We start from the raw sequence: 24,427 nt of genomic DNA on the forward strand, positions 1-24,427 counted from the left end.
GTTGTCCGGCCGGCACGGAACGGTTCCAGTGAGCTGTGTCACGGTCGGAGCGGCCGACTGCTCGCCCGCCCGGTCCGCCGGGCAGCCCTCAGCCGAAACCGAAGCGGTCGGCCGTCGTCACGTCGAGGGTGTCCTTGAGCATCGCGAGGGCCGCACCGAGCGGGCTCGAACGGCCACCGCTCACGGTGATGTCCCCCGCCTCCGGGCAGCCATAGACGACACCCTTCTCCGGCCCGGAAAGCGCGTGGAGCGGATCACCCGGCGCGGTCTCCTCCAGCCTGACGCGGACCACCAAGGGCTCGTCGACACTCGCGCCCGCCACCGCCCGCAGCCTGTTCCCCCGCGCAGCCGCAGCCAGGGCCACCGGCACGGCGTGCCCGTCCACCGGCTCCGTCCACACCCGCACGGCCGACGGCTCCCACCCCCACAACAGGGCCGCGAGCAGCCGCACCTTGGTGGCCGCGTCCTCACCGGAGAGATCGGCCGAGGGGTCGGCCTCGGCGATGCCCCGCCGCTGCGCCTCGCCGACCGCCTCGGCCAGGGACTCCCCCGCCGCCAGCCGGTCGAGGACGAAGGTGGCGGTCCCGTTGGGGCACGCCCGGACGGATTCACACCCGAGACCGCGAACGCCCGCCCGCGCCAGGTCGGCCGTCGGCAGCGCGGCCCCGGTGGCCCCGGAGATCCTGATCAGGCTGCGGCCGGCCTGCGCGGCCTCGCCAAGGGCGCGCCAGTGGGTGAGCAGGTGCCCCTTGGCGGCAGTGACCACGTGGACCCCGCGGCCAAGGGCCACAACGGCCTCCGCGGCGGCCTGCCGCCGCACCGCCGGTGAGGAAGGCAGCGCCTGCACGAGCACGCGCGCGCCGCTCCGGTCGAGGCTCTGCTCCAGCGCCACCGGCGGCCCCCAGGCCGGACGCGGCGGCACCGGATCGCCCGGGCGCGGCAGGCAGTGTGCCGAGCCGGTCCGGACGGCGCCGAGCCGCAGCCGGACGCCGTACCGGTGGGCGATTTCATCGCCCCGTGTGCGCAGCAGGTCGGCATAGGCACGGCCGACCGGGCCGTAGCCCGACAGCACCACCGCGACGTCGTCCGGTGAATTCGGCACAACGGCAGGTGTCACGGCGGAGCGTCTCCTTCTTCGGCTGTGCACACCATCGACGGGTGAACCGTCGGCCGATCGGCGGTGGAACGACGGGATGACGGTGTGGATCAGCCGACGTCGATGCCGGTGACCACCGGAGTGCCCATGCCCACCGCATCCTCCTCGTACCCGGCCGCCGCGAAAGCCCGCCGGGCCAGGACCAGCGCCGCTTCACCGGCGGCGGTGCGGTCGGCGGCCTCGACCTCCAGGCGCAGGACGAACGTTCCCTCCGGCTCGTCCAGGGTCAGCACGTCGAGGTCGGGGACCTGCGCACCGACCTCCTCAGGATCCGCACCGCGCACGACGGCCAGCACGGTACGGCGCGCCGACTCCTCCAGCGGTCGCTGCACTGTCCCGGGAACGGTGATCACATAGCTACCCATGTCCTACGTGTCACCCGCGCCCGGCGCCGCAAACCTCGAAGACGCGGTATTCCCACCGAGGGTTCGGTGGCAGGTCCGGCGGTGACGGGTCCAGCCTGGTGGATCGGTGGCTGACCCGTGGCCGCCGCCGGGCTGTGCCGCTCGCCGCGCCCTTCGTCACCCGGCCGGTGTGCTCACCGGGGGCAGCGTCGGGGAGGCGCCGCGCCGGGCGGCAGTGAAGTGAAGGGTCGGCGGTCACGCTTTTCCGCACGATCTGCATGATCAGCGTCATGTGATTCCCGCCCGCGCGATCACGGTTCCCCAGGTTGTGCCGAACGCGTCCGGCACAACCTCGAGTGGCTGATCAGAGCACTGGCGGCCCCGCCTCTATGCGGCGCAGCACCGGTGTGAGGCGGTCCAGGTCGGGGCCGGTCTGGACCTGCCGCTCGTCCCACCAGGTGGCGCCGGCGTCGTGCAGCGGACCGATCACGTCCTTGGCCTTCGCCGCGTCCGGGGGCGTGGCACCGCCGAGCACGAACTCGAAGGGACGCTCGGACTCGGCCGTGCGGTGCTTGCGTACATAGCCGACGAGGTCCTCCACCTCCGCCACGTCGGGCACATGCCCGTGCCGGGCGGTCTCGAAGAGCGGCACCGCGCCGTCCCACCGCGCTGCCCGCCGCATGGGCAGGTGACGCGGCCAGAACCCGCCGATCCACACGGGCGGACCGGGCCGCTGCACGGTGGCGGGCAGCAGCGTCACGTCCCGGACTTCGTAGTGCCGGCCGTGGTGGTTCACCGGCTCGCCGGTCCAGAAGCGCCGCAACAGCTCCAGTCCCTCGTCCAGCCGCTCGGCGAGGAGATGTGGCTCGGTGGTGTCGCCGAAGCTGCGGTATTCGTCGTCGATCGGACCGCCCAGGCCCGCGGCGAAGGTCACCCGGCCGTCGCTGAGGCAGTCCAGGGTGGCCACTTGGCGGGCCAGTTGCTGCGGACGGTAACGGGGGACCGGCGTCAGTAACGTGCCCAGTCGGATCCGGGAGGTCGCCAGCGCGGCTGCGGTCAGCAGCATCCAGGGGTCTCCGAACGGACGCCCCTGGTGCCGCCGGTGCAGTACGTGGTCCCAGACGAAGAGCCCGTCCCAGCCGGCCTGTTCAGCGGCAGCCGCGACGGTCGCGACGTTTCGGGGGTCGGCGAAGTCACCGAAGTTCGGGATGTTGATGGAGAAGCGCATCCCAGCAGGATGCACAGCCGCAAACGAAGCAGCAACCGGATTCGGATGCAGGCGGCTTCACGGCAGGCCGCGGACCGCGCACGATGCATCAGGATCCCGGGAACGATCCGGGCATGGACGAGCACCAGGAGCAGGCCGGCTCCGTCGACCAGGCGCGACCCCGGGAGCTGACCGACCAACTGCGCGCGGCGGTGCTGGTCCTGGCCCGGCGGGTGTGCGCCACCCACCACGCCCGGGGGTGGACCGCACGCGGGCCCGCCGTGGAGCGCGCACGCGCCGGCTGCTCGGGTTGTCGTGCAACGCCGCGTCCTGGGTGGCCTGGTCGCCGGTGCAGTAGTTCTCGTACACCCCCCCGGTCGCCGATCCCAGGCAGACCACGTCGGTGTCGGGCAGGCCTGCGGGGCCGGGAAGTCAGGATCCGTCAGACGGACGGGAGCCACTGGGGCGTCGCTCGCCGGCGGCCCGATATCGTGTGAGGGCGCTTTCACGATTGGCCTGCACGACCCGCCATAAGAGCCCCCGCAGTCGCGCGACATGTGGCCGCGCCCACGCGCGCAACGCACAGTCGGCTCGGTCGTCGAGCCTGACTGCCGCGGCAACAAGAGCGCGAACAGTACGGGACACCACGCTCACGGCGCGGTCGACCAGGAGCAGGACCTGCTCCATGAGAGGGCGGTTTCTGGTCACAAGGGTGCTAACAGCCACAACTGGCACCAGGTAGTGGGCGACGGACAGTGGCCGGTGGTATATGCCAGACCATGCGCCCCGTACCGCGCCCGCAAGCCCGGCGCACTCCTGCAGCACCCGGTCCACGACGAACCCCTCGGCGCGCCCGCGCGAGCCGAGCCGGTAGTCGCGTAGCGCTGCGCCGAGGCCACGCTGGGCCGGCTCGATGGCCAGAGCCCGGCATTCCTCCAACGCCGAACGTGGGAAGTCGAGTTGCCGGGCCGAGGACGTGCTGCAGGACGTCGGCCGCCAGGCCGTTTGATTCCCCATGTGGGGAATCAGACGTGCGACAGGACCCGGCGTAGCGACGACGCCGACAGGCGCAGTGGGACCCACAGCTCCCGGTGCCGCGACCGCTCTCGCACCCCAAGGACTCTGTGACATGGTCCGGCCGGGCCGGGCCGCGGAGATCCGGATCAGGCGGCCCTTCTCGTCGGTCAGGGCGAGGAAGTGCAGGCCGTGGCGGTGGTGCTTGCCGGAGTAGTTGGGGCGGTTGTTCGGCCCGGTGCGGCGCTGGGTCGGGATCAGGGTGCCATCGATCAGCACGGCCTCCCCGCCCTGCCGGGCTATCGTGCGAAGCGCCCGGTCCAGGCGTGGGGCCTTCGTGGCGAGAAGGCCGATCATCTCGTCCCGCCAGCGCCGCAGGGTGGACTCCGGCACGCCGTTGCCGCCGGCCAGGTCGAGCAGGCGCTGGTCGTGCCGCAGCATCGCCAGCACAAGCACCGCGATCCGGCCCTGCGGCAGCGACCGCCACGGGGAGCGGATCGCCTTCAGACGGGATCGCAGCAGGTCGGCGAGGTAGGCCAGGGTGTTCGTGGACAGGTTGAGGCAGCACTGGTAGACAAGGGAGACGCCCTCGGCGGGCGCGTTGGTTTTGGTCACACGATCTCAACGGCCGCCGAGGGCACCACGGTTACGCCCCCATCCGCCCAGGTCGGGCATCGATTCCGGTCACGGAAGTGCGCAGAAGCGGCTGCCGGGCAGCTTGCGCAGCCAGCCTCGCCCGGCGAGCTTGGACAGCTTCCCCCGCAGCGGCTCCACCATGGGGCATCACGCCAGCCCCTCCGACCAGCACGTTCGAAGATGGCGAGGCCTCACGGCTATCCGGAGCACGTCACAGGTGTTCGGGGTTGGCACTCAGCTGCATGCACTGCATGGCGCCGGACCGCTCGACGACGGGTGATCAGCGTGACGCGGTTTCGACGGCGAAGCCGTGGAGGAGGGCTCCGGTGGTGTTGGGATCCTCGAACATGGGGGTGTGGCCGACGCCGTCGAGGATCTCGATGCGTGCGTGGGGGATGCGGCGGTAGTCCTGGGCGGAGGAGGGTTGCCATCGCCGGTCCTGGGAACCGAAGATCACCAGGGTTGGCAAGCCGAGGCCGGCGAGCCGGTCGGGGAGGGGCCGTTCCTTCAGGTACGCGCTGGACCCCGCGTCGGTCGCGGTGAGGCTGCGGTAGGTCATGCCCCGGATGTCGGCGATGATCCGGTCGGGGACCTGCACGTCGCGGGTGAACGCGGTGCTGAGCGCGTTGCGGATCGTGCCGTCGGTGCGCAGCCGCCAGAGGAGTTGCCCTACCACCGGCGTGGTCACCAGGTGGGCGACGAAGCTGTCGCCGATGTACGCGTCGATCCGTGGGCCGCTGTCGATCAGTGCGATCGCCGCCACCAGGTCACTGCGCTGCTCGGCCAGCGATGTGGCGACGGCGCCGCCGGTGGAGTGTCCGACGACCGTCGCGCGGCGCACCCCAAGCTGGTCGCGCGCGGCTGCGACCCGGCGTGCCTGCTCCGCCATGCCGTAGCCGTCGGCCGGTTTCGCCGATCCGCCGTGCCCGAGCAGGTCCACCCGTACCACGTGCAGGTCCCGCAGGGCTGGCAGGACCGGGTCCCACCACGCCGTCGAACCGCCGAGGCCGTGCAAGAGCACCACCGTGGGCGCGCCGGACGGACCGTCCTGTACGACGTGGAGGTCCCCGCCGGGAATGCGCACTATCTGCTCGCCGGAGGCCTCGGCCGTCTCCCTGAGCACGGACACCGTGTTTCCCGCGAGGAGGAGGACCAGCACCCCGGCGGCCAGCGCGGTGATCCGCCACCGGCGGGTCAGCGCCCGCCGTCTACGCGGGACGTTCGATGCCGGGTCCGGGCGGCTGTGTGGGTGTTGATCCTGCGGGGTGGTCGTCTCGTCCACGGGTCCTCCGTCGGTCGGTGCGGGGTGCCATCACTCTCGCGGTGGCGGGCGCGGGGCGTCTTGGAGAAATGTCGCGCCTTGCACGGTGGTTGATCCCGACGCCGAGCTGCTCGTACCGTCGGGGCATGCAACCTGTTCGCCGGACGGCAGACTCCACCGCTGCCTGGGAGATCGCGCGACCGTCGCGGATGACCGCGCTGCCCGGTGTCGACATGGCCGGGTTCCGCATTCGGGGTGGCAGCCCGATCGATCTACGAGCCATTCCCCACCCGGCCATCACCGTGGCTGTCGAGTTCGGCGGACGCCCGTTCGACATCCACGGCGCGGTCGGCCGGATGCGGTCGGAGAGCGTGACTGCCGGGCTCGCCTTCAGCGCGTTCGAGGTGCACGCCGAGGACCTTGAGTGCGTGCAGATACGCCTGTCCCCGCTTGTCGCGCGCCCCGTACTCGGACTCCCGCTCGCGGAGTTGCGTGGGAGCGTCATCGCACTCGACGACCTGTGGGGCCGCGCCGCGCCGCGCCTGCGGGAGCGGCTTCACCATGCGCGGACTTGGCCGGAGCGCTTCGCGCTGATCGACATGGAACTGATGACCCGGTTCCATGCGGGCCGGGAGGCCGATCCCGAAGTGGCCTGGGCCTGGAGCCAGATCGTCGCCAGCCACGGACAGGCCCGCGTGAGCGACCTCGCAGGCCGGATCGGGTGGAGCCGGCAGCGCACGTGGTCACGCTTCGGCGCCCAGATCGGCCTGACGCCCAAACGCGCCGCCATGCTGGTCCGTTTCGATCACGCCGTTCACCGCCTGGTCCGGGGGCAACCCCCCGTGCAGGTGGCCGTGGACGGTGGCTATGCCGACCAGTCCCACCTCCACCACGACGTCCGCGCGTTCACCGGGACCACCCCCACCGCCGCCGCGAACGAGCCGTGGCTGGCCGCCGATGACAGGGCCTGGCCGGCGCGCGGCGGCGCGGAGCATACGTTCAGCTGAGCCGCCGGTCTCTTGAACAGAGAGCTGGGAGCCGTGGGCCACGTAGCGTACTGCAGCTCCGTCCTCAGGAGCCGCAGTACGCGGGTGCGTTCCACGCAACGTGCACCGGATTGTAGGCGGCACCGGGCCCGCGACGCGGAGGAACCGGCGAAACTGCCCCGGCCCGCCCCGTCAGACGATCAAGACCGCAGACTCCGCCCGCGACCAGCACGAGTACCCCGGAGAACCGTCACACCAGCCCCTCCGACCAGCACGTTCGAAGATGGCGGAGCCTCAGTGAACGCACGAGAGACCGGGGGCCCGCGCGGGTGGCCCCGCCCCGGCCAAGGACGGCAGCCGGTCCGATGCCGAGGCCGGGAACACCCCCGGACCGGAGCAATGCCGCGACCGCATCGGGCGGGCTGATGCCGGCTTCGCCCACGGGGGCGCGTCCGGTCCTGGCGGCGCCTCGGGCGTTCGTCGCAGTGGCGGGTCGTCCATGCCTGGACCGGGGCGGGGATACCCTGCCGGCTGCCGCCCCGGGGGCCCTGCCGGCTGCCGCCCGGAGGGAGCGGCGGCCCACCACCGGCTCTTCGTCGCGGCGTCAGAACCCGGTGGGTCGGCGCGGCGTGTACCGGCCCTCCAGATCCGCGACCTCGGTCTCGTCCAGCCGGACGGCCAGCGCGGCTGCCGCGTCCTCCAGGTGGACCGGGTCGGTCGCGCCGATGACCGGCGCGACGACGGTGGGGTTCCCGAGGACCCAGGCGAGGGCGACCCGGGCCATCGGGATCCCGCGCCGCTCCGCGACCCGCTGGACGGCGTCCACGATCGGCCGGTCGACATCGGCGGCGAACCGCTGCCCTATCGGGTCGCTCGCCGAACGACCGGTCACCCGCCCGGGCGGCCGCGCCAGGTACCCCTTGGCGAGCGGGCACCACGGCAGGCTGACGACACCCTGGTCGGCGAGCAGCGGGAACATCTCCCGTTCGTCCTCGCGCTGCACCAGGCTGTACTGGTTCTGCATCGACACGAAGCGGGGGAGCCCGTCCCGTTCGGCGGTGTGCTGCATCTTGGCGAACTGCCAGGCCCACATGGATGAGGCGCCGAGGCAGCGGACCTTCCCGGCCGCCACCACCTCGTGCAGGGCCTCCATCGTCTCCTCGACCGGGGTCAGCGGGTCGAACCGGTGGATCTGGTAGAGGTCGATGCAGTCGGTGCCGAGCCGGGCGAGCGAGGCGTCGACCTGGGCGCGGATCGCCTTCCTGGAGAGTCCGGAGCCTTCGGGCCCCTCGTGCATCGGCAGCCCCACCTTGGTGGCGAGGACGACCTCCTCCCGACGGCTGTACCGCCGTACGGCGCGGCCGACGATCTCCTCCGAGGTGCCCCCGGCGTAGACGTTGGCCGTGTCCCACAGGGTGATGCCCAGGTCGACGGCCCGCCGGAACATCGGCGCCGCCGCCTCCTCGTCCAGGGCCCAGGGGTTGACCCCCTGCGCCGGATCCCCGAAGCCCATGCAGCCGAGCGCGATCCGGCTGACCGTCAATCCTGTTTCCCCGAGCGGTACGTACTCCATGGTCGCCGTCCTCACGCCGGGTAGGGGGCGGACTGGCGCGCCGTGCGGAGCGCGCCGGCCCACCAGGCCAGTTGGTCGAGCAGGGTCTTGGCGTACCCGGTGGTGTCGGGGTCGAGCGGGCGTCCGTCCTGCCACGCGGTGAAGTAGTCGGGGAAGGCGAGTCCGTCGCGGATCGTCACCGCGTGCAGCTCGGTCAGCACGTTCTCCAGGTGCAGCACCGCATGCCGTCCCCCCGCCGCGCCGCCGTAGCTGACGAAGGCCACGGGCTTGGCCGTCCACTGGGTGAAATGCCAGTCGATGGCGGCCTTCAGGGAGGCCGGGTAGCTGTGGTTGTACTCCGGGGTGACCACCAGGACGGCGTCCGCGCTCTCCAGGGCCGAGGTCAGCGGCGCCATCCCGGCCGGGCGGGGGTAGGCGTCGCCGGCAAACTTCGGCGACGCGGCGGGCAGCGCCAGCGGGAGGTCGATGTCGGCCAGATCGATGACCTCCACCCCGAACCCGCCGTGCCGGCGGGCCTGTTCGGCGACCCATGAGGCCACCACGGGGCCGAACCGGCCCTCCCGGACGCTTCCGACGATGATCAGCAGCTTGTGCGTCGTGTTCTCCATGCCCACCACGATCGGCCCGCGCCGCGGCGGCAACCAGGCCCCGCTCAGACTGGCCCCCGCGGGGCCACCCTGGGCCCTCCGCCACCGGCGCGCCGCGCCCTATGCTCAACGGCATGGGTACGCCACTTGGGGACTTCATCCGGGCCAAGCGCGACAGCATCCAGCCGCAGTCACTGGGACTGCCCGAGCGCGGCCGCCGCCGCTCACCGGGCCTGCGGCGCCTCGACCTCGCCACTCGGGCCGGCATCAGCGTCGAGTACCTGACCCGCATCGAACAGGGCCGGGACCGCAACCCCTCGACGCCGATCCTGAACGCGCTCGCCGACGCGCTCAGCCTCGACGCCTCGGAGCGCCACCACCTGCGCTACCTCGCGAAGATCACCGGCGGCGAGTGCGCCGGCCGCACCCGCCCGGCGCCCCCGCCCCGGGAGGTCCGGCCGGCCGTCCTGGAGACGCTGCGCCTCCTCGAACCCGGCGTCGCCGCGGTGACCAACCGCCTTGGCGACATCCTCGCCCACACCAGCGGCTACGCTGCCGTGATGGGCCCGAGCGGGCTGCTCGACACCGGCGCCCCGAACCTCACCCGCTACGTCTTCACCCACCCCGGGGCCCCGAGCTTCTTCCCCGACTGGGCGGACCTCGCCGACCAGCAGGCCTTCGACATCTGGCTCGGGCCCTCCGTCGAGAACGCCGAGTGGTTCACCACCGAACTCGCGCCCGTCGCCGGCCCCGAGTTCACCCGCCGCCTCAACCGGCACGCCGTCCCGCGGCGCGGCGTCCTCCGGATCGTCCACCCGTCCGGCCCCGAGCTCCGGCTGCTCCGCGAGACCCTCGAACTCTCCTCGGATGCCCAGCAGTTGGTGGTCCACCTTCCGGCCGACGAGGAGACGGCCCTGGCCCTGGACCGGCTCCGCCGGCGGACCCCCGGCCGCCTCCGGGCCATCTCCTGACCAGCCCCGGCGACCACATCGGCCCGCCCTGGCGACCTCCCGGGGCGCCCCGCCGATCTCCTGGGCCGCCGCGCCGACCTCCTGGGCCCGCCCCGCCGACCTCCTGGCGGACACAGGCCGGAAAGAACCTGACACCATGACACCCGAGTCCGCCGGCGGCAGGACCAGGCCGGTGCCGCGGGCCGTGCCGTCCGCCTGGGGCGCGCTCGGCCTGCTCCTGTCGGCCTGGACGGTGTTCGAGGCGGTGAAGCACCTGGGCCTCACCGTGCCGTGCGCCGTGATCGGCCTCCTCCTCCCCTTCCTCGCCCGGCTCGCACCGGGGAGGGCGGCGGTCCGGCACGCACTGCTGCGGGTCTGGATCCCACTCGCCCTCATGGTGGTCTGCTCCGCCATCCCCGGCCCGCCCGAGGACACTGCCGCGCCGTTCACCCTGGGCATGGCCTGGCTGACCCACCTCGCCCTCAGGCGCGCCCGGGAACGCCACACCGACGCGTCCCGACCCGACCGGCATCGCACGGGCGAGGGCCGCCGACCGGCGGCTTGACGGCCCGCGGAGATCTGTTCCCCATGGATGCGGATGTCCGTCGCGACGCGGTCGAACGACCGCACCCAGTCATGACAGCCCGGCCGGGGTTTGGGCAGGCGAACTCATGCCCAGGTGCCAGGTGGGCGCCGTCGTGTTTCCGACCGGGGCGAAGCCGGCGGGGTCGCCGTCGGCCCAGCACCGCGTGCGGGACGGCCGTCCGGCGGCGACGCTGGCGGTGGACCCGTCGTCCCGCACGACCGGCGGCGGACACCGGCGTGGTGCAAGGAGGAGGCGTCATGGCCAGACCAGTGTGGACCGGGGTGCTCACCTTCGGGCTGGTGACCGTGCCCGTCGCCCTGTACACCGCGACGCAGTCCCACGACGTCCACTTCCACCAGCTGCAGCGCGGCACCTCCGACCGGGTCCGCAACAAGCGGGTGAACGAGCGCACCGGCAAAGAGGTCGAATTCGGCGAGATCGTGAAGGGCTACCCGGTCACCGAGGGCGAGTACGTCGTCGTCGAGCCCGACGAGCTGGAGCAGATCTCCCCTGGCCGCTCCCGCACCATCGACATCAGCGGCTTCGTCGACCTCGATCAGGTCGACCCGATCTTCTTCGACAAGACGTACTACCTCGGCCCGAAGGGCCAGGAGTACGCCAAGATCTACGCACTCCTCGTCGAGGCCCTGGAGCACTCGAACAAGGCCGGACTGGCCATGTTCGCGATGCGCGGCAAGGAGTACCTGACCGCGGTGCGCTCCGAGGGCGGCCTGCTGGAGCTGCACACCATGCACTTCGCCGACGAGGTCCGCGACCCCCGCCGCGAGATCGACGACCTCCCCGAGAACGTGAAGCTGTCCGCGCAGGAGGTGAAGACCGCCGAGGAGCTCATCGGCATGCTCGCCGTCGAATGGAACCCCGACGAGTGGCACGACACCTACGAGGACCAGGTCAAACAGCTCATCGAGGACAAGCTCGCCGGCCGCGAGATCGCCGTCTCCACCGGCCCCGCGCCCGACGCCACCAACGTCATCGACCTGATGGACGCCCTGCGCCGCAGCCTCGACAGCGCCCGCAAGGGCGAACCTGCCGAGAGGACGCAGAAGTCCGCGGGCCGGAAGACCCCCACAGCCGCGTCCCGGTCCCCTAAGGCCGCCGGCGGCAAGAAGAGCACCTCCGCCAAGGCGTCGACCGCCGGCCGGGCCGGCCGGGCCACGGGCAGGAAACCTGCGAGCGCCACCGGCAAGCAACAGCTCTCCCAGCTCACCAAGGCCGAGCTCTACAAACGCGCCGCCGACCTCGACGTCCCCCACCGCTCCACCATGACCCGCGACGAACTCCAGCACGCCCTCGAACAATCCGGCCGACCCCGTCGCGCCGCCTCCTGACGGCACAGCGCCCCGCGGAAGGCCTCGACCGCCCGGCCGCCCGTCCCCGCACCGGGTGGCTCCGACCGGGCCTGAGCCGGCCGGAGGGGTGTGTCGAGCGCTGCCCTGCTCCCCCGGCGGTTCGCGCAGATCGCTCGGCCTTCGCCGTCTCGGCCTCGTGCTTCAGCCGCTCCTTCCACGTCTTGTGGCCGGAGGGGAGCAGCGGGCCCAAGGCGGCGGGTCCGGGTGCGGGCACAGGGGACGGTTGACGCACGCCGCCCCTGGTGCCGGGTGGGGGCACCAGGGGCGGCCGGGCGGGTGCGGGTGCTCGAGGTGGTCACCCGCGGCGGGGCGTCACTGCCAGACGCGGTAGACGGCGTCGCGCGCCTGGCCGAGGTACTGCTGGTAGGTGCCCAGGTGCCAGGCCGCCCAGGAGGCCCAGCCGCGGCCGGTGCCGTCGTTGCCGATCGCGTAGGCCTTGCGGGCCGCCCAGCCCATGTCCTGCCAGTTCTCGGCGGTGACGATCCCGGCATCGTGGCCGTGGACCTCGGGGTACCAACGCTCGTTGATCTGCCAGGCACCGAGGTCCTTGGTACCCGGGTCGGGGTCGGTGGGGAGGTTGGTGTGGACGGCCAGGCGGTCGCAGCCGGACTCGGCCATGGCGATCGCCACGGCGTAGATCGCGTCGTCGTTGCGGCCCTCGCCGGACTTGTCCTTCGCGAAGCCCGCCAACTGGGCGGGCGGCCGGCGCCCCGGGCCTTGCCGCCCACCCCCGAGCGGACCGTCCCGAGCGCCGATGCGGCGGCGTCCAGCGCCCGGCCGCTCCTCCCTGCGCCACGTCTTGTGGCGCGGCGGTGCTCCCGTCCGATGCCGCCCGGGCGGTGAAGCCGGAGGTCGCCCGGCACCTGCCCGATCGCCCCGGTCGACGCCGCACCGGGTGACCTGGCCATGGCGCCGGACGCAGGCCGGCCACCCTGCTCGGACGCGGCCTGTGATCTATCGTGAGCAGGAGTGCCGGTGCAGCGCCCCGGCCTGATGGCGTAGGCAGGGCACCGTGCTGCGCGCTTCGAGATCGGTCGGCATGTGCTCTTCGAGGAATCGGGAGTAAGGCATGGGCCTCATCCACATCGAGCTGTTCACGACCCTCGACCTCGTCGGGCAGGCGCCCGGCGGCCCCGACGAGGACCCCGTGGGGTTCCCGTTCGGCGGCTGGCAGGCGCCCCTGCTGGACGAGGTCACCGGGGCGCAGATCCTCGCCGCGTACGAGGGCACGGACGCCCTCCTGCTCGGCCGGCGGACGTACGACATCTTCGCCGCCTACTGGCCGCACCAGAAGGACGGCGAGATCGCCACGCTCTTCAACCGCGTCCCGAAGTACGTGGCCTCCCGCGGCACGCCCGACCTCCCGTGGGCCGGGTCCACACAGCTCGGCCCGGACCTGGCCGGCGCGGTGCGCGAGATCCGTGACCGGCACGAGCACGTGAAGGTCGTCGGGAGCCTCAACCTGGTGCAGACCCTTCTGCGCGAGAAACTCTTCGACCGTCTCGACCTCTGGGTGCACCCCATCGTGCTCGGCGTCGGGAAGAAGGTGTTCGACGGTGGCGCGGTGCCCACGAACGTCACAATCCTCGAACCGCCGGCAGCCGGCCCGCAGGGCACCGTGTACCTGCGCTACGCGCTCGCCGACGGCACCCCCGGGACGGGCGACATGAGCGCACCCGACCGCGGTCTCGGGCGCGACGACTGAAACCGGCCTCGGGGAACATCGGTACACGGCGCGCTCGGCGGGCTCGGCGGGCTCCAGCTCGGTGGTGCGGAGGAAGTCGGCGACCTTGCCCGGCATGGCGAGGGCGACCGGCAGCTCCGGGGCGGGGGCGTCCTCCTCGATGGCGGTGTGGTCGGGCATGAGGGCGGCGACAGCCGTGCCATCGCGCCGCGGCTGACGCCGTGGTCGCGGGCGAGGGCGGCGATGGAGCGGCCCTTCAGGTACGCGGTGCGCACGTTGTCGGTCGCGGCCGCCACGGCGGGGCGGCGCCCACCCTTGCTGCCCTCGGCCTCGGCGGCGCGCAGTCCGTCGTACGTCAGCTCGCGCTGGAGGTCACGCCGGAGCTCGGACCGCGTTCGCCACAGATCCGGCGTGCGCCGACGTCCGTGGGGCCGTCAGGGCCGGCCGGGGCGCGTGGTGGCGTTCCGGCCGGCCCCTGGGGGCTTCAGACCGTCGGGCGCTTGGCGCGGGCGGTGAGGCGTTCCCAGTTGCGGTGGCCGATGTCGGCCTTCTGCTCGTCGGTGAAGGGCGAGTTCTCCAGGAAGGAGCGGGCTTCACCGTTGCTGGTGTCGACGTAGGGAAAACCGCCGGGGCGGAAGCCGTAGGTGAAGGGGTAGTCGGTGGAGTACAGCATTCGGTCGGTGCCCATCACTTCGGCGGTCCAGCGCACGTAGCGGGGGCTGTTGGTGCCGCTGCCAGCGACCCAGAAGTTCTGCTTGAAGTAGTCCGCCAGGGGCTGGCGCAGGCGGCCTGCTTCGCCGAAGAAGCCGGTGTGGTCGAGGTAGAACAGCGCGACCTCGCCCCAGTGCCCGGCGATCACCTGCAGGTCGGGGAACCGGTCGAAGACCCCCGAGAAGATCATGCGCAGGTACTGGACACCGAGGTCGTAGTACCAGCCGAGCCCGGCTCCGGCCAGAACGGGGCCCATGGGCTCGGGGAGGTTGGAGTAGTAGGCGTCGATGACGGGCTGGACCGGTGTCTGCGGGTGGAAGTGCAGCGGCACGGCCAGACGCTCGGCCATCGCGTACAGCTCGTCGTTGTCCGGGTGGTCGGCCGGCTTGTCCCCGGTGCGGCCGTACAGCATGGCGCCGGGGAAGCCCAGCTCGCACACGGCGCGCTCCAGTTCGGCCGCGGCCGCGGCCGGCGACTGGGTGGGAATCGCGGCGAACGCCTGGAAGCGGTCGGGCCGGGAGGCGACGATCTCGGCAAGCTGGTCGTTGGCCTCGCGGGCCACCGCGACCGCGTCGGCCTCGGACAGATCCTGCACACCCGGGGACGACAGGGAGAGCACGGCGACGTCGATGCCCTGGTCGTCCATGTGGGCCAGCCGCTGCTCGCCGACGTCGTGCAGGTTCTTGGCGATGGGGTTGTCGCCGAAGCCGCGGGCGGGGATCTGCGGCGATCCGGCCCGCTGGTACGCCTCGTAGACGGCCGGTACGACGACGGTCTCTTCCACCCCGATGATCCGCAAACGGTCGGACATGACGGTTCTCCTCGCACTGATGTTTCCAGTGAAACTCATTTCACGTTACCATCGATAATTTCAACGGAAACATGAAATCGATAACAGCGGTAGCGTCTCGGTCCCGATGACGCTACCGTTGCTTCCATGCCTGTCGAACCGACCCTCACCCGGCGCGCCGCGGAGCCCGGCACTGCCACGCGAGAGCAGACGCGCCGACGGACCATCGAGGCCGCCGCCGGCCTACTGGAGCGCGGGGGCCGCGACGCGGTCACCACCCGGGCGGTCGCCGACGCCGCCGGGCTGCAGCCGCCGGCCCTTTACCGGCTGTTCGGCGACAAGGAGGGGCTGCTGGACGCAGTGGCCGAGCACGGCTTCACCCGGTTCCTGGCAGCCAAGCAGCAGATCGAACCCGCACCGCAAGATCCGGTCAAGGAACTCCGCGACGGCTGGGACACCGTGGTCGAGTTCGGACTGGCCAACCCCGCGCTGTACACACTGATGTACGGCGAACCCGCCCGGTCCACGACCGTCTTCCGGATCGGCCTCGAACACCTCATGGACAAAATCCGCCGCATCGCCGCCGCGGGGCTCCTGCGTACGGAAGAGGGACTCGCGGCCCAGATCGTCCATGCCACCGCCAGCGGCGCCATCCTGACCTGGCAGTCCGTCCCCGAGCCCGAGCGAGACCCCGCACTCCTTGTCACCCTGCGCGAATCGATGATCACCACCATCACCACCCAGGAACCGGCTGTGGAGGAAGCGGGGCCGGGCGGCGCCGCCCGTGCCTTGCGCGCCGCACTGCCCGGCCAGAACGCCCTCAGTCAGGCCGAACAGCAACTTCTGACGGAATGGCTCCAGCGACTGTCCGCATAGCCGCTCCCCACGACCGGCCTCAAGTCCATGATCGTCGGCTTGGCGTCAACCGTTGTACCGCAAGGCCAAGCGCCGCCAATCGCATCTGATGCGAACTGCGTGCCCCCCGCTATCTGGCGCGGCGAGGCGCGCTCGTCGCGCCGGCGCGCAGCCACTGGGTCGGCGACCCTTCGCCGTCGGTCGCCCGACTCGGTGTCCATGGCGGCCCTGCTCCTGCTGGAGCGGCTCACTCCACTCGAACGCGCGGCGTTCGTCCTGCGGGAGGTGTTCGCCTTCGGCTACCCGGAGATCGCCGCGGCTGTGGGCCGCTCGGAAGCGGCGTGCCGTCAGCTGGTGGTGCGGGCACGCCGGCACATGCACGAGGGCCGGCCGCGGTTCGAGGCCGATCGGCGCGAGCGCGAGGAGCTCTCGACGCGGTTCTTCGACGCCTGCGTCGAGGGCAACGTCGACGCCCTGCGTGAACTGCTCGCCGCCGACGTGCAGATGGTCGCGGACAGCGGTGGCAAGGCCCCCCAGTGGGCCAGGGGCTTCCTCGGCGCCGACCACGTGTCGCGGGTGCTCGCCGCCCTCCTGCCGCCGTTCGCCCGGATCGGCGGCGTCGTGGAACCGCACCGGATGAACGGCCAGCCGGGTGCGGTCTACCGCGACCGGGACGGCAAGGTCATCAACACCTGGACCCTCGACATCCTCGACGGGCAGATCCAGACGATCCGCACGGTCAGCAACCCCGACAAGCTCGGGCACGTGGGGCCCGTCGCGGATGCCTGGGCGGTCCTGCGCGAAACGCAGCAGGCTCTCCGTGCCCCGGACTGACCGGATCAGAACTGTCATGACGCGACACAGGAGAGGAGAAGCCACTCAGCCTTTGGTGAGACTGCTCGAACTCCACTGCCACGAGACAGGACGGTCGTGTCCCGTCTCCGGCGATCCGGTCCCCGTCTCCGAGGATCTGGTCCGATTCGCTCGTCATCTCAGATGATCTGGTCCGTTGGTGCTGCTGCCGGTGGGGGGATGACAGGCTGCGCCCATGAGCTGACCCTTGCGGTGTGGGAGGGCGGGAAGCCGGCGGATCGGATCACCATCCGGCCCCCGCCTGGCATGCCCGGCCCTCGCCCCCTTCCGGTCCGCTGTGCCAGGTTGCGCCGGTCCGTGCTGCTCTCCGGGTGTGCGTGGCCCGCAGCAGGCGGTGCCGGTGCCCCAGGGATCGGGGAGCCGAAATCGAGTTGCCGGGGGTATGCCTGGTGGGGTGACATGTGCGGATGAGCAGAATGGCGCAGGCCCTCGTTCTGGCCCGGTACGAGGACGAGGTGATGGAGCCGCTGACTCGTCCCGACGAGACACGTACCTGGCGTGGTGAGTTCACGCAGATCCCCGGCTGGTTCGTCGGGGGCTGGTACCTGGAGTTCTTCAGGAGCTACCAGCGCCACGGGCTCCTCGCCGACCTGGAGGCGCTGCCGTGGAAGCGGCCGTACTGCGTGCAGGTCATGCTCCACGACGAGGACGATGACTGCTTCGGACTGTGGATGTTCCACGACGGTGCGCTCGTCGAGGTACCCATCGCACGCGTCCAGCGCGTCCACACGTACGAGCCGGGCCCGGGGTACCTGTGCAGGACCGACGAGCCACACTTCGAGTCGCTGGCCCCGCAGTCCCCCGATTTCGTACAGGACCCCCGACTGTCCTGGTAGAAACCCGTCCCGGCCGGACCGAGCCGGGACGGCTGGTCCGCGGCCGAAGAGATCCCGTCCCCCTCGCCCCGCTCAGTGTCCGATGGCCGCCTTCGCCGCCACGATGACCAGACCGAGGACGAGATTGATCATCCCCTCGACACCGGCCTGGGTACGGGACGCTCCGGCGTGCACGGCACCGAGGTAGGCCCAGGCCACCTGCTGAGCCACCGCGACCGCGAGGGCGAGCCACGCCGTGCCGCTCAGCCCCAGTCCCAGCAGGGGGCTCACCCCCACGGCCGCGGCGGGCAGCACCGCCGCCTCGACGATGGACCACTCGTGCCGCCCGACCTGTCGTGCTTCGGCCCAGCCGATCGTCTGGCCGACCTGTCGTTCGCCGGCAAGGTGGGCGTAGACGTGGGCCGCCCAGAAGACCAGGCCGGTCACGAGGAGCAGCACCACGAGCTGGAGCCGGGGGAAGTCGCCCACCGCGCTCGCCGCGGCGATGACGGAGGCCGCGAGGAGGGAGCCGTAGAGCGCGCCCGCGTAGTCCGTCCGCGATTCCGGCCGGCCGACCGGGTGTCTGCGCGGCCACGGCAGGAGGCGGTTCACCGATCCAGCGTATCGGGGCGGGGACCGCCCTCGGCCGCAGCACACGCGGACGTACCGACACGGGGTCGCCGTGATGCCGCCGGCGCCAGGGTCCGGGCGGCTCGTTCGGCATCACCCCGGTGGATCCCCCCTCACGCCCGTGGCAGCCGGGACAGGGAGCCGTTGGAGACGCTCGTGGCCCCGGGGGGCGAGACGAGCGCCGAGGTCGTCCAGGTGGGCCTCGGCGTGTGGCTGAACAGCCAGAAGAGGGCCGCGCTGTCGCCGCGCCCTTCGTCACCCGGCTCATCCTCACCTGGCGCACTGTCAGGAGACGTCGTCCAGCGGCGAACCGTCCGCGGGTGTCACTGGAGACCGTCACCGGCGGTGGCGGCCTCCAGCGGCGCCAGCAGCAGCGTTCGTCGAGCGGGAGGGACATGCGAGGGCGCCGCGCGCACAAAGCGGACGAGGGGCTGTCGCCGGGGCCTGGCCGGACAGCTCGAAGGCCCGGCCGGGCGGAGCTCGGCACGGAGCAGCTGGTCCGGCTTCAGTCCTGGCCTACCTCCGCCGCGTCCACGGCCGGGTGATCCGCACCGGCCCCGAGATGGGCCGCGAGGCCGGACGGGAGGGGCCCGCGTCGGTCGGTCGTTGCGGGCGTGGATATCGTGGCCGCCGACGCCGCGGCCGACCTCTCAGCGCGCGGCCTTCGTCATGTCAGGAGAGATCTGGGTGAAGTCCCGTATGACAGCGCTCCGGAGCGCCACGGCCGTCGCGGCGGCCGTGCTCGTGGCGGCGCCCGCCGCCGGCTCCGCCGAAGCCGCGCCCGCCGGAAGTCCGGACACCAAGACGGTGACGTACAAGGGCCACGTCTTCCAGGTGCCGGCGGCCTGGCCGGTGGTGGATCTGGCTGTGGACCCGCAGGCCTGTGTCCGCTTCGACCAGCACGCGGTGTACCTCGGGCATCCGGGCGAACAGCAGGTCTGTCCGCCGCGGTTGATCGGCCGCACGGAGGCCCTGCTGGTCGAGCCCGCCACGGCGGCCGCACCGGACCGGGAGGGCTCCAACCCCGTCGCGCACACGATCCTGGCAAACGACGGTGTCGTCGCGGTGACCGGGACGTACGACACGGACCAGCCGCTGGTGCGGCGGATCATCACCGGCGCCGGGCTCACCCCCGAGTCGGCGCACCAGCCGGCGCCGGCACCCGCGGCACCCCGGACGGCCGTCGCACCGCGGTCCACCATCGCCGCGGCCCCGCCATCCGACCTGGCCATGGCCGCGCCGGCCGCGGCGTCGGCGTCGATACCCGCGTCGGCGACGAACTACACCGGCAAGGGGTTCGACGCCTGTACGGCGCCCTCCGGCGCCACGATGAACGCGTGGATGACCTCCTCCCCGTACCGGGCGGTCGGCATCTACATCGGCGGCGCCAAGCGGGCCTGCGCCCAGCCGAACCTGACGGCCTCCTGGGTCCAGCAGCAGCAGGCCGGCGGCTGGGCCTTCATGCCGCTGTACGTCGGCGTCCAGGCCTCGAAGATCGCCTCCCCCGCCACCGAGGGCGCCAACGCCGCCGACGACGCGGTGAGCCAGGCCCAGGCCCTCGGCTTCGGCCCCGGCACGATCCTCTACTACGACATGGAGGCCTACGTCGCGCAGTACTCGGGCAACGTACTCGGCTTCCTCACCGCCTGGACCAACGAGTTGCACGCCTTGGGCTACAACTCCGGGGTCTACAGCAGCTCCTCGTCCGGCATGAAGGACCTGGCCACCAACGCCGGCAACAGCGCCTACACCATGCCCGACGCCGTCCTCAGCGCCAACTGGAACGGCCAGGAGGACACCAACGACCCGGCGATACCGGCCGGCTACTGGTCCAACCACCAGCGCGCCCACCAGTACGCCTCGCCGAAGGACCCGGAGACCTGGGGCGGCTTCACCATAGGGATCGACCAGGACTACCTCGACATCCAGCTCACCGGCGCCCCGCCGTCGCAGTCCTCCGGGTTCTTCCTCGGCGTGCGCCAGAGCTCGGGCAACTGGCCCGGTTTCAGCCCGCTGGCGGGCGGGGCGGGTGTGTTCCGCGGCGCGGAGGCCGCGGTCGCCGGGCTGCCGGGAGGCTCCTCGCAGGAGCTGGGCATCGGCCTGGACGGCCAGCTCTACCACGGGGTCCGCGCCGCGAACGGCGGCTGGAGCGGCTTCGCGGCGCTCCCCGGGATCGGAACGCCCACCATGGCGGCCCGCCGGGCCGGCATCGCGGGTCTGCCGGACGGTTCGTCGCAGGTGCTGGCGATCGGCAACGACGGCAACGTCTACCACCAGACCCGCTTCGCCAACGGCAGCTGGTCCGGCTTCGCCGCGCTCCCCGGGATCGGCACCGCGACCATGGCGGCCGGGGACGTCGCCATCGCCGGCCTGCCCGACGGGTCCAGCCAGGTCCTGGCGATCGGCAACGACGGCAACGTCTACCACCAGACCCGCTTCGCCAACGGCAGCTGGTCGGGCTTCGCCGCCCTCCCCGGTGTGAACAGCCCGCGAATGGCGGCCGGGCGGGTGGCCATCACGGGACTGCCGGACGGCTCCTCCCAGGTCCTGGCGATCGGCAACGACGGCAACGTCTACCACCAGACCCGCTTCGCCAACGGCAGCTGGTCCGGCTTCGCCGCGCTCCCCGGCAACGGCGTGCCCACCATGGCCGCGCGGACGGTCGGCATCGCCGGCCTGCCGGACGGTTCGTCCCAGGTGGCGGTGGTCGGCGGTGACGGCAACGTCTACCACGAGACCCGCTTCGGCAACGGCAACTGGTCCGGCTTCGGCGCCGTCCAGGGCCCGTACGGCGCGAGCACCTTCCCGGCCCAGCGCGCCGCCATCGCCGGCCTGCCGGACGGCTCCAGCCAGCTCGTGGTCACCCGGAGCTGACCCGGGCCCACACCATCACCCGGCGCCCCGTCCCCGCCACCTCCCAGGGGGTGGGGCGCCGAGGGGCGCCTTCCGGTCGGCTTCCAGCGGCGCGGGACCCGGTCCGCCCGCGCAGCCACGCCAAGGGCGGGAGCGCCGGGTCCTCGCGCTCCGTCTCTGCTACTTCAGAGCCGCAAGACCCTTCTGCAGGTCTGCGGGGTTCATCACCGGCTGGATTTCGATCTTCGCGCCGAGTTTCTGGAAGAGCGGCTCCGCGATCGTGGGCAGCTGTGAGCTGTCCTGCAGGTCGAAGACGAGGGTGCAGGACCTCCCGCCCTCGCTGGGGCCGAAGTAGGCCGCCTCGGCCTTGAGCCGCTCGACCATCGATTCCATGATCTTCGGCAGGCTGCCGTCCTTGATCGCCTCATTCGAGACCTGGGTGTCGAAGTGGGCTCTCAGCATGACTCTCATGTGGACTCGCTCCTTCCGCGCACCACGATCGACGCGGTGTCGACCGTACTCTCTGGCACCTGGTGACGCCCGCTCAGCCTCTCCCCCGGTGACCAGGCCGGCAACATCTCGTCCACCGTCCGTGCTTCGGCCGTACGTTGCAGGCCATGCCCACACCGGCCGACCGGGCTCTGCCGAGCTGTCCGACACCGGGCGCGACAACACCGAGCTGGTCCGGGGGTTGCCTGCGAGGGAGCGGATGCCGGGCCCAGGCGCCGCGCCGCCGCCCGGCCGTTCCCGCTGTGCCCGCCGTTCCCGCACCCGCCTCCCCGGTCCTCAGGGCGGGTCGGGACGATCGTGGTGATCAGCGCAGCGGTTGCCGAGGATGGAGGACCTCCGCAGGTCCCCCGAGTTCCCCGGCAGCGTCACCATCACCCCCCGGCGATACAGCCCCCGCCTCCTCAGGTTCGCGAGTCCGACCGCTTCCCAGGTCGCGAAGATCCACTGTTGTCCAGGGTGCGGTCGAGGAGGGGGAGCAGGCGCTCCCAATGACGCTGCAGTGCGGAGGGGTTGAAGGCATCGGTGTCGGACATGGTGAAGCCGTGGATGGTGCCGGGGTAGATCTCGGAGGTGTAGCCGACACCCGCGGCGTCCAGGGCCTGGTTGAGCTCGCCGAGGGCCTCGGGCGTCATGTCGCCTTCGGCGTGGCCGAGGTGGACCTGGGCCGTGAGCGTGGAGAGGCTGTCGGGCCCGTCGACGCCCACGGGACCGTGGAATCCGGCAACGGCGGCCACCTGGCCGGGGTGGGCGACGGCGGTGCGCATCGCCAGGAGGCCGCCTATGCAGTAGCCGGTCACCCCGACCGGTCCGGCGCCGACCTCGGGCTGGGTGGTGAGGAACCTGAGGTAGGCGTCGGCGTCGCTCAGGACACGTTCGGCGGTGTGCGCCTCGATCAAGGGCATCAGCTGGGCGAAGACCGCGGGCCGGGCCTCTTCGCCGATGTGCCCGGGAAGTTCGATCACCGGTGCCGGGCCGTGCCGGTAGAAGAGGTTGGGGACGAGCACGTAGTAGCCGTGCCCGGCCAGTTCGCGGGCCATCTCCCGCAGCACCGGCCGGATGCCGAAGCCGTCCGGGTACATCAGCACCCCTGGGTGCCGCTCGTCACCGTCGGGGAAGGCGGCGAAAGCGTCGGCCTGGCCGTCCGCGGTGGGAATGTGCAGCGTCTTGGTGGGCATGAGTTCTCCTGTCGTGGTTGACGTGTCGAGCTGAGATCAACACGACAGGAGGCGGAGCCCGCGCAGCAGCGCCGGATCCTCGATCCAACAGCGGGCCGGCGCCGGCCCGTACGGCGCTCAAAGGAGCGCCGGGTCACCGATCCGTGTGTGGCGCAATGAAGTCCCGGTAGTCATCACCGCATAACGTAGCCCACGGGACAGGAGCGGTGCCAGCGCTCCCCCAGTCCACCGTGCTGTGCGCAGGTACGGTCGCGGCCAACACCTCGGCCCCTGTACCCGGTCGACGCGCTGCCCCTGACGGAACCACCGATCTTGCGGCTGCACGATCCTCACCGCGCTCCGAAACCCGGCCCCGGCCGGGTCGCTGTCCCGAACCGTGTGCCGCCAGCTCGTGGCAGTCGGCTCCCGCCAACCGCCCGGCCACACGAACCCCGCCTCCGTTCGAAGAGGGCAGACGGCCTGGCGGCCGCGCGATCGGGGGATCACGCAGCCGGTGGTGTCCGCGAAATCGGGCAACAAGGAGGAGAGAGCGGGCCCGAGCGAGCCGATGCCGCGATACACGCTGTCAGGCGCCACCGTCCGTTGGCGAGGTCACTCGGCTACCGGTCTCCTCGGTGCGTTCGGGCAGCAGGAGGACGGCGCCCACGAAGAAGCAGATCGAACCGATCAGGGTCGTGGTGTCGGCCCTCGCGGCGTTGTGCACCTGGCCGGTGACCGGGTCGATGTACCCGGCGGCGGCGGAGATACCGAAGGCGACGGACCCGATCAGGTTGGCCAGCGTGATCCACCAGGACAAGGATCTCGGCCGCCACGCCGCCCAGCGGTGGCAGGTCTCGTACCAGGCGAGGCAGCTCGAGACCAGGAAGCACACCGAGCCGATCGCGTCGGGCCGCCAGACGTGCTGGTGGGCGGTGGCCGCGGACAGATGATTCGCCACGGCGACCCCGGTGCTGACGTTGAAGTACAAGGTGCCGGCCAGCTGGACCGCGGTGGCCCACCAGTCGATCCGCCGCGGCTGGAAGACGAAGAACCGCCGGTGCGCGGGGTTCTGTGCCTTCGGGGCTGCGTCGACCGCTTCGCGGTAGGACAGGAACGACGCCGCGGTGAAGAACAGCGACCCGATGAAGTACGTGACGGTGTCCCACCGGGCTCCGACCGCACCGGTGTAGCCGGGCACCGAGCCGACGGCGAACAGCAGCGACCCGGTGGCGAACAGCACCGCGATCCACCAGCCGCGGGCGTTGGGCGCCCACCAGGTCGGTCCGGCGGCGGGCTTCTGGTGCTTGCGGTGGCGCCGTGACTCCCACCGGACCACGACTCCGTCCGGGCGCACATGGTCGACGAAGGTCGCCGGGGCGCCGGTTAGCGGGTGCCGGCCGCGCCGGTGCGACGTGGGCGTCGGCGGCTTCGGTCTGCGGGACCGGCTCATCGTTCTTCACCCCCAGCCCGGGTGCTGCCCGGGCTCGCCTTGCACTGCTCGCCGCGCGGGGCCGCGCCCACGATGACCTTGACGGCCGGGCCGAGGATCACCAGGTCGGTGAGCAGCTGCCCGATGACCACCTGCCGCGCCGTCTCGGTCCACCCGCACGACGGTCCAGGTGATCCTCCCGGGCGGCAGGAACCAGATGGTGGACCACCTGAAGCCCATACCTGAAGCCCATGGTCGCGGCGACGTTGACGATCCACCACGGCACCGCACGACTCGCACGGAGCTCGCGCCCCGCCACGGCGCCAAGGCCGATCCGGCCCACGACCGGGGCCGGCCGGGCCGGCGCCCGCAGCTTGTCACGCGTTGCCTGTGCAACCGGAAGACCCGCTGGTACAGCTGCTTCCCCCGCACTGGTGACGACAGAATTACTCT

At 72.0% G+C, this 24,427-nt stretch carries 22 protein-coding genes and 1 pseudogene; 9 read left to right on the forward strand and 14 right to left on the reverse strand.

What is annotated here, in order from left to right; translation table 11 throughout:
• Positions 1-88: 88 nt before the first annotated feature.
• The 5 genes from OG286_RS02120 to OG286_RS02140 all read right to left on the reverse strand — a co-directional run bounded on the left by OG286_RS02120 (position 89) and on the right by OG286_RS02140 (position 5,639).
• Positions 89-1,117 (reverse strand): homoserine dehydrogenase, encoded by a 1,029-nt coding sequence (locus OG286_RS02120; RefSeq protein WP_405364662.1) that lies wholly within the window; start codon positions 1,115-1,117, stop codon positions 89-91.
• Between the two features lie 89 nt (positions 1,118-1,206).
• Positions 1,207-1,521: a hypothetical protein gene (locus tag OG286_RS02125; RefSeq protein WP_396320291.1), complete on the reverse strand. Its 315-nt coding sequence runs from the start codon at positions 1,519-1,521 to the stop codon at positions 1,207-1,209.
• Between the two features lie 343 nt (positions 1,522-1,864).
• Entirely contained in the window at positions 1,865-2,728 is an 864-nt protein-coding gene (locus OG286_RS02130; RefSeq protein ID WP_396320292.1) for an LLM class flavin-dependent oxidoreductase, read from the reverse strand.
• A 411-nt stretch (positions 2,729-3,139) separates the two neighbouring features.
• Positions 3,140-4,336 carry a transposase family protein gene (locus tag OG286_RS02135; RefSeq protein WP_405364664.1) on the reverse strand — a complete coding sequence of 399 codons (1,197 nt, stop codon included), beginning with the start codon at positions 4,334-4,336 and terminating at the stop codon, positions 3,140-3,142.
• 301 nt (positions 4,337-4,637) lie between these two features.
• A complete protein-coding gene (locus OG286_RS02140) occupies positions 4,638-5,639 on the reverse strand; it encodes an alpha/beta fold hydrolase (protein ID WP_405364666.1) in 1,002 nt (333 codons plus the stop codon).
• Positions 5,640-5,764: 125 nt separating this feature from the next.
• Between OG286_RS02140 and OG286_RS02145 the strand changes: the two genes are divergently transcribed.
• Positions 5,765-6,625, forward strand: a complete 861-nt coding sequence (locus tag OG286_RS02145) for a helix-turn-helix domain-containing protein (RefSeq protein ID WP_396320295.1) — start codon at positions 5,765-5,767, stop codon at positions 6,623-6,625.
• Positions 6,626-7,208: 583 nt separating this feature from the next.
• Here the strand turns inward: OG286_RS02145 and OG286_RS02150 are convergent.
• The gene (locus OG286_RS02150; protein WP_405364668.1) at positions 7,209-8,177 is read right to left on the reverse strand and encodes an aldo/keto reductase; all 969 of its coding nucleotides are present in this window, start codon (positions 8,175-8,177) and stop codon (positions 7,209-7,211) included.
• Positions 8,178-8,188: 11 nt separating this feature from the next.
• Complete coding sequence (locus OG286_RS02155; RefSeq protein ID WP_396320297.1) at positions 8,189-8,785, reverse strand: NADPH-dependent FMN reductase; 597 nt, start codon at positions 8,783-8,785, stop codon at positions 8,189-8,191.
• A gap of 113 nt (positions 8,786-8,898) precedes the next feature.
• On the opposite strand from OG286_RS02155, the gene OG286_RS02160 reads away from it, so the two are divergent.
• The 3 genes from OG286_RS02160 (at position 8,899) to OG286_RS02170 (ending at position 11,649) form a co-directional block, all read left to right on the forward strand.
• On the forward strand, positions 8,899-9,735 hold the full coding sequence (locus OG286_RS02160) for a helix-turn-helix domain-containing protein (protein WP_396320298.1): 837 nt from the start codon (positions 8,899-8,901) through the stop codon (positions 9,733-9,735).
• Between the two features lie 136 nt (positions 9,736-9,871).
• Positions 9,872-10,279, forward strand: coding sequence for a hypothetical protein (locus OG286_RS02165; protein ID WP_396320299.1), 408 nt, complete (start codon positions 9,872-9,874; stop codon positions 10,277-10,279).
• Between the two features lie 278 nt (positions 10,280-10,557).
• Positions 10,558-11,649 carry a Ku protein gene (locus OG286_RS02170; protein WP_396320300.1) on the forward strand — a complete coding sequence of 364 codons (1,092 nt, stop codon included), beginning with the start codon at positions 10,558-10,560 and terminating at the stop codon, positions 11,647-11,649.
• 333 nt (positions 11,650-11,982) lie between these two features.
• Here the strand turns inward: OG286_RS02170 and OG286_RS02175 are convergent, their stop codons facing one another.
• The gene (locus OG286_RS02175; RefSeq protein ID WP_396320301.1) at positions 11,983-12,360 is read right to left on the reverse strand and encodes a hypothetical protein; all 378 of its coding nucleotides are present in this window, start codon (positions 12,358-12,360) and stop codon (positions 11,983-11,985) included.
• Positions 12,361-12,739: 379 nt separating this feature from the next.
• Here OG286_RS02175 and OG286_RS02180 point away from each other — a divergent pair, with 379 nt between their 5' ends.
• Entirely contained in the window at positions 12,740-13,375 is a 636-nt protein-coding gene (locus OG286_RS02180) for a dihydrofolate reductase family protein (RefSeq protein WP_405363364.1), read from the forward strand.
• A 463-nt stretch (positions 13,376-13,838) separates the two neighbouring features.
• Here OG286_RS02180 and OG286_RS02185 read toward each other — a convergent pair whose 3' ends face one another.
• On the reverse strand, positions 13,839-14,876 hold the full coding sequence (locus OG286_RS02185; protein ID WP_405363362.1) for an amidohydrolase family protein: 1,038 nt from the start codon (positions 14,874-14,876) through the stop codon (positions 13,839-13,841).
• A 126-nt stretch (positions 14,877-15,002) separates the two neighbouring features.
• Here OG286_RS02185 and OG286_RS02190 point away from each other — a divergent pair, with 126 nt between their 5' ends.
• The 3 genes and pseudogenes from OG286_RS02190 (at position 15,003) to OG286_RS02200 (ending at position 17,419) form a co-directional block, all read left to right on the forward strand.
• Positions 15,003-15,731, forward strand: a complete 729-nt coding sequence (locus OG286_RS02190) for a TetR/AcrR family transcriptional regulator (RefSeq protein ID WP_396320304.1) — start codon at positions 15,003-15,005, stop codon at positions 15,729-15,731.
• Positions 15,732-15,917: 186 nt separating this feature from the next.
• A pseudogene (locus OG286_RS02195) lies at positions 15,918-16,544 on the forward strand (sigma factor-like helix-turn-helix DNA-binding protein); the annotation flags it as partial.
• 446 nt (positions 16,545-16,990) lie between these two features.
• On the forward strand, positions 16,991-17,419 hold the full coding sequence (locus OG286_RS02200) for a hypothetical protein (RefSeq protein WP_405363360.1): 429 nt from the start codon (positions 16,991-16,993) through the stop codon (positions 17,417-17,419).
• 72 nt (positions 17,420-17,491) lie between these two features.
• Here the strand turns inward: OG286_RS02200 and OG286_RS02205 are convergent, their stop codons facing one another.
• Complete coding sequence (locus tag OG286_RS02205) at positions 17,492-18,010, reverse strand: hypothetical protein (RefSeq protein WP_396320306.1); 519 nt, start codon at positions 18,008-18,010, stop codon at positions 17,492-17,494.
• Positions 18,011-18,727: 717 nt separating this feature from the next.
• On the opposite strand from OG286_RS02205, the gene OG286_RS02210 reads away from it, so the two are divergent.
• The gene (locus OG286_RS02210) at positions 18,728-20,902 is read left to right on the forward strand and encodes a glycoside hydrolase domain-containing protein (protein WP_405363358.1); all 2,175 of its coding nucleotides are present in this window, start codon (positions 18,728-18,730) and stop codon (positions 20,900-20,902) included.
• 159 nt (positions 20,903-21,061) lie between these two features.
• Here the strand turns inward: OG286_RS02210 and OG286_RS02215 are convergent, their stop codons facing one another.
• The 4 genes from OG286_RS02215 to OG286_RS02230 all read right to left on the reverse strand — a co-directional run bounded on the left by OG286_RS02215 (position 21,062) and on the right by OG286_RS02230 (position 24,126).
• Positions 21,062-21,352 (reverse strand): DUF3303 family protein, encoded by a 291-nt coding sequence (locus OG286_RS02215; protein ID WP_396320308.1) that lies wholly within the window; start codon positions 21,350-21,352, stop codon positions 21,062-21,064.
• A gap of 440 nt (positions 21,353-21,792) precedes the next feature.
• On the reverse strand, positions 21,793-22,566 hold the full coding sequence (locus OG286_RS02220; protein ID WP_396320309.1) for a dienelactone hydrolase family protein: 774 nt from the start codon (positions 22,564-22,566) through the stop codon (positions 21,793-21,795).
• A gap of 565 nt (positions 22,567-23,131) precedes the next feature.
• The gene (locus OG286_RS02225; protein WP_405363355.1) at positions 23,132-23,995 is read right to left on the reverse strand and encodes a hypothetical protein; all 864 of its coding nucleotides are present in this window, start codon (positions 23,993-23,995) and stop codon (positions 23,132-23,134) included.
• Complete coding sequence (locus tag OG286_RS02230; protein ID WP_396320311.1) at positions 23,992-24,126, reverse strand: hypothetical protein; 135 nt, start codon at positions 24,124-24,126, stop codon at positions 23,992-23,994. The genes OG286_RS02225 and OG286_RS02230 overlap by 4 nt, the downstream gene beginning before the upstream one ends.
• Between the last annotated feature and the right edge of the window lie 301 nt (positions 24,127-24,427).

This window comes from Kitasatospora sp. NBC_00039, assembly GCF_045160625.1.
Lineage (GTDB): Bacteria > Actinomycetota > Actinomycetes > Streptomycetales > Streptomycetaceae > Kitasatospora.

Bases quoted from the DNA above. Each gene is read 5' to 3' on its own strand.
- OG286_RS02220 (WP_396320309.1), bottom strand. From the start codon at position 22,566: ATGCCCACCAAGACGCTGCACATTCCCACCGCGGACGGCCAGGCCGAC.
- OG286_RS02130 (WP_396320292.1), bottom strand. From the start codon at position 2,728: ATGCGCTTCTCCATCAACATCCCGAACTTCGGTGACTTCGCCGACCCC.
- OG286_RS02125 (WP_396320291.1), bottom strand. From the start codon at position 1,521: ATGGGTAGCTATGTGATCACCGTTCCCGGGACAGTGCAGCGACCGCTG.
- OG286_RS02225 (WP_405363355.1), bottom strand. From the start codon at position 23,995: ATGAGCCGGTCCCGCAGACCGAAGCCGCCGACGCCCACGTCGCACCGG.
- OG286_RS02210 (WP_405363358.1), top strand. From the start codon at position 18,728: ATGACAGCGCTCCGGAGCGCCACGGCCGTCGCGGCGGCCGTGCTCGTG.
- OG286_RS02150 (WP_405364668.1), bottom strand. From the start codon at position 8,177: ATGGAGTACGTACCGCTCGGGGAAACAGGATTGACGGTCAGCCGGATC.
- OG286_RS02160 (WP_396320298.1), top strand. From the start codon at position 8,899: ATGGGTACGCCACTTGGGGACTTCATCCGGGCCAAGCGCGACAGCATC.
- OG286_RS02180 (WP_405363364.1), top strand. From the start codon at position 12,740: ATGGGCCTCATCCACATCGAGCTGTTCACGACCCTCGACCTCGTCGGG.
- OG286_RS02145 (WP_396320295.1), top strand. From the start codon at position 5,765: ATGCAACCTGTTCGCCGGACGGCAGACTCCACCGCTGCCTGGGAGATC.
- OG286_RS02165 (WP_396320299.1), top strand. From the start codon at position 9,872: ATGACACCCGAGTCCGCCGGCGGCAGGACCAGGCCGGTGCCGCGGGCC.
- OG286_RS02200 (WP_405363360.1), top strand. From the start codon at position 16,991: ATGAGCAGAATGGCGCAGGCCCTCGTTCTGGCCCGGTACGAGGACGAG.
- OG286_RS02170 (WP_396320300.1), top strand. From the start codon at position 10,558: ATGGCCAGACCAGTGTGGACCGGGGTGCTCACCTTCGGGCTGGTGACC.
- OG286_RS02155 (WP_396320297.1), bottom strand. From the start codon at position 8,785: ATGGAGAACACGACGCACAAGCTGCTGATCATCGTCGGAAGCGTCCGG.
- OG286_RS02215 (WP_396320308.1), bottom strand. From the start codon at position 21,352: ATGAGAGTCATGCTGAGAGCCCACTTCGACACCCAGGTCTCGAATGAG.
- OG286_RS02185 (WP_405363362.1), bottom strand. From the start codon at position 14,876: ATGTCCGACCGTTTGCGGATCATCGGGGTGGAAGAGACCGTCGTCGTA.
- OG286_RS02190 (WP_396320304.1), top strand. From the start codon at position 15,003: ATGCCTGTCGAACCGACCCTCACCCGGCGCGCCGCGGAGCCCGGCACT.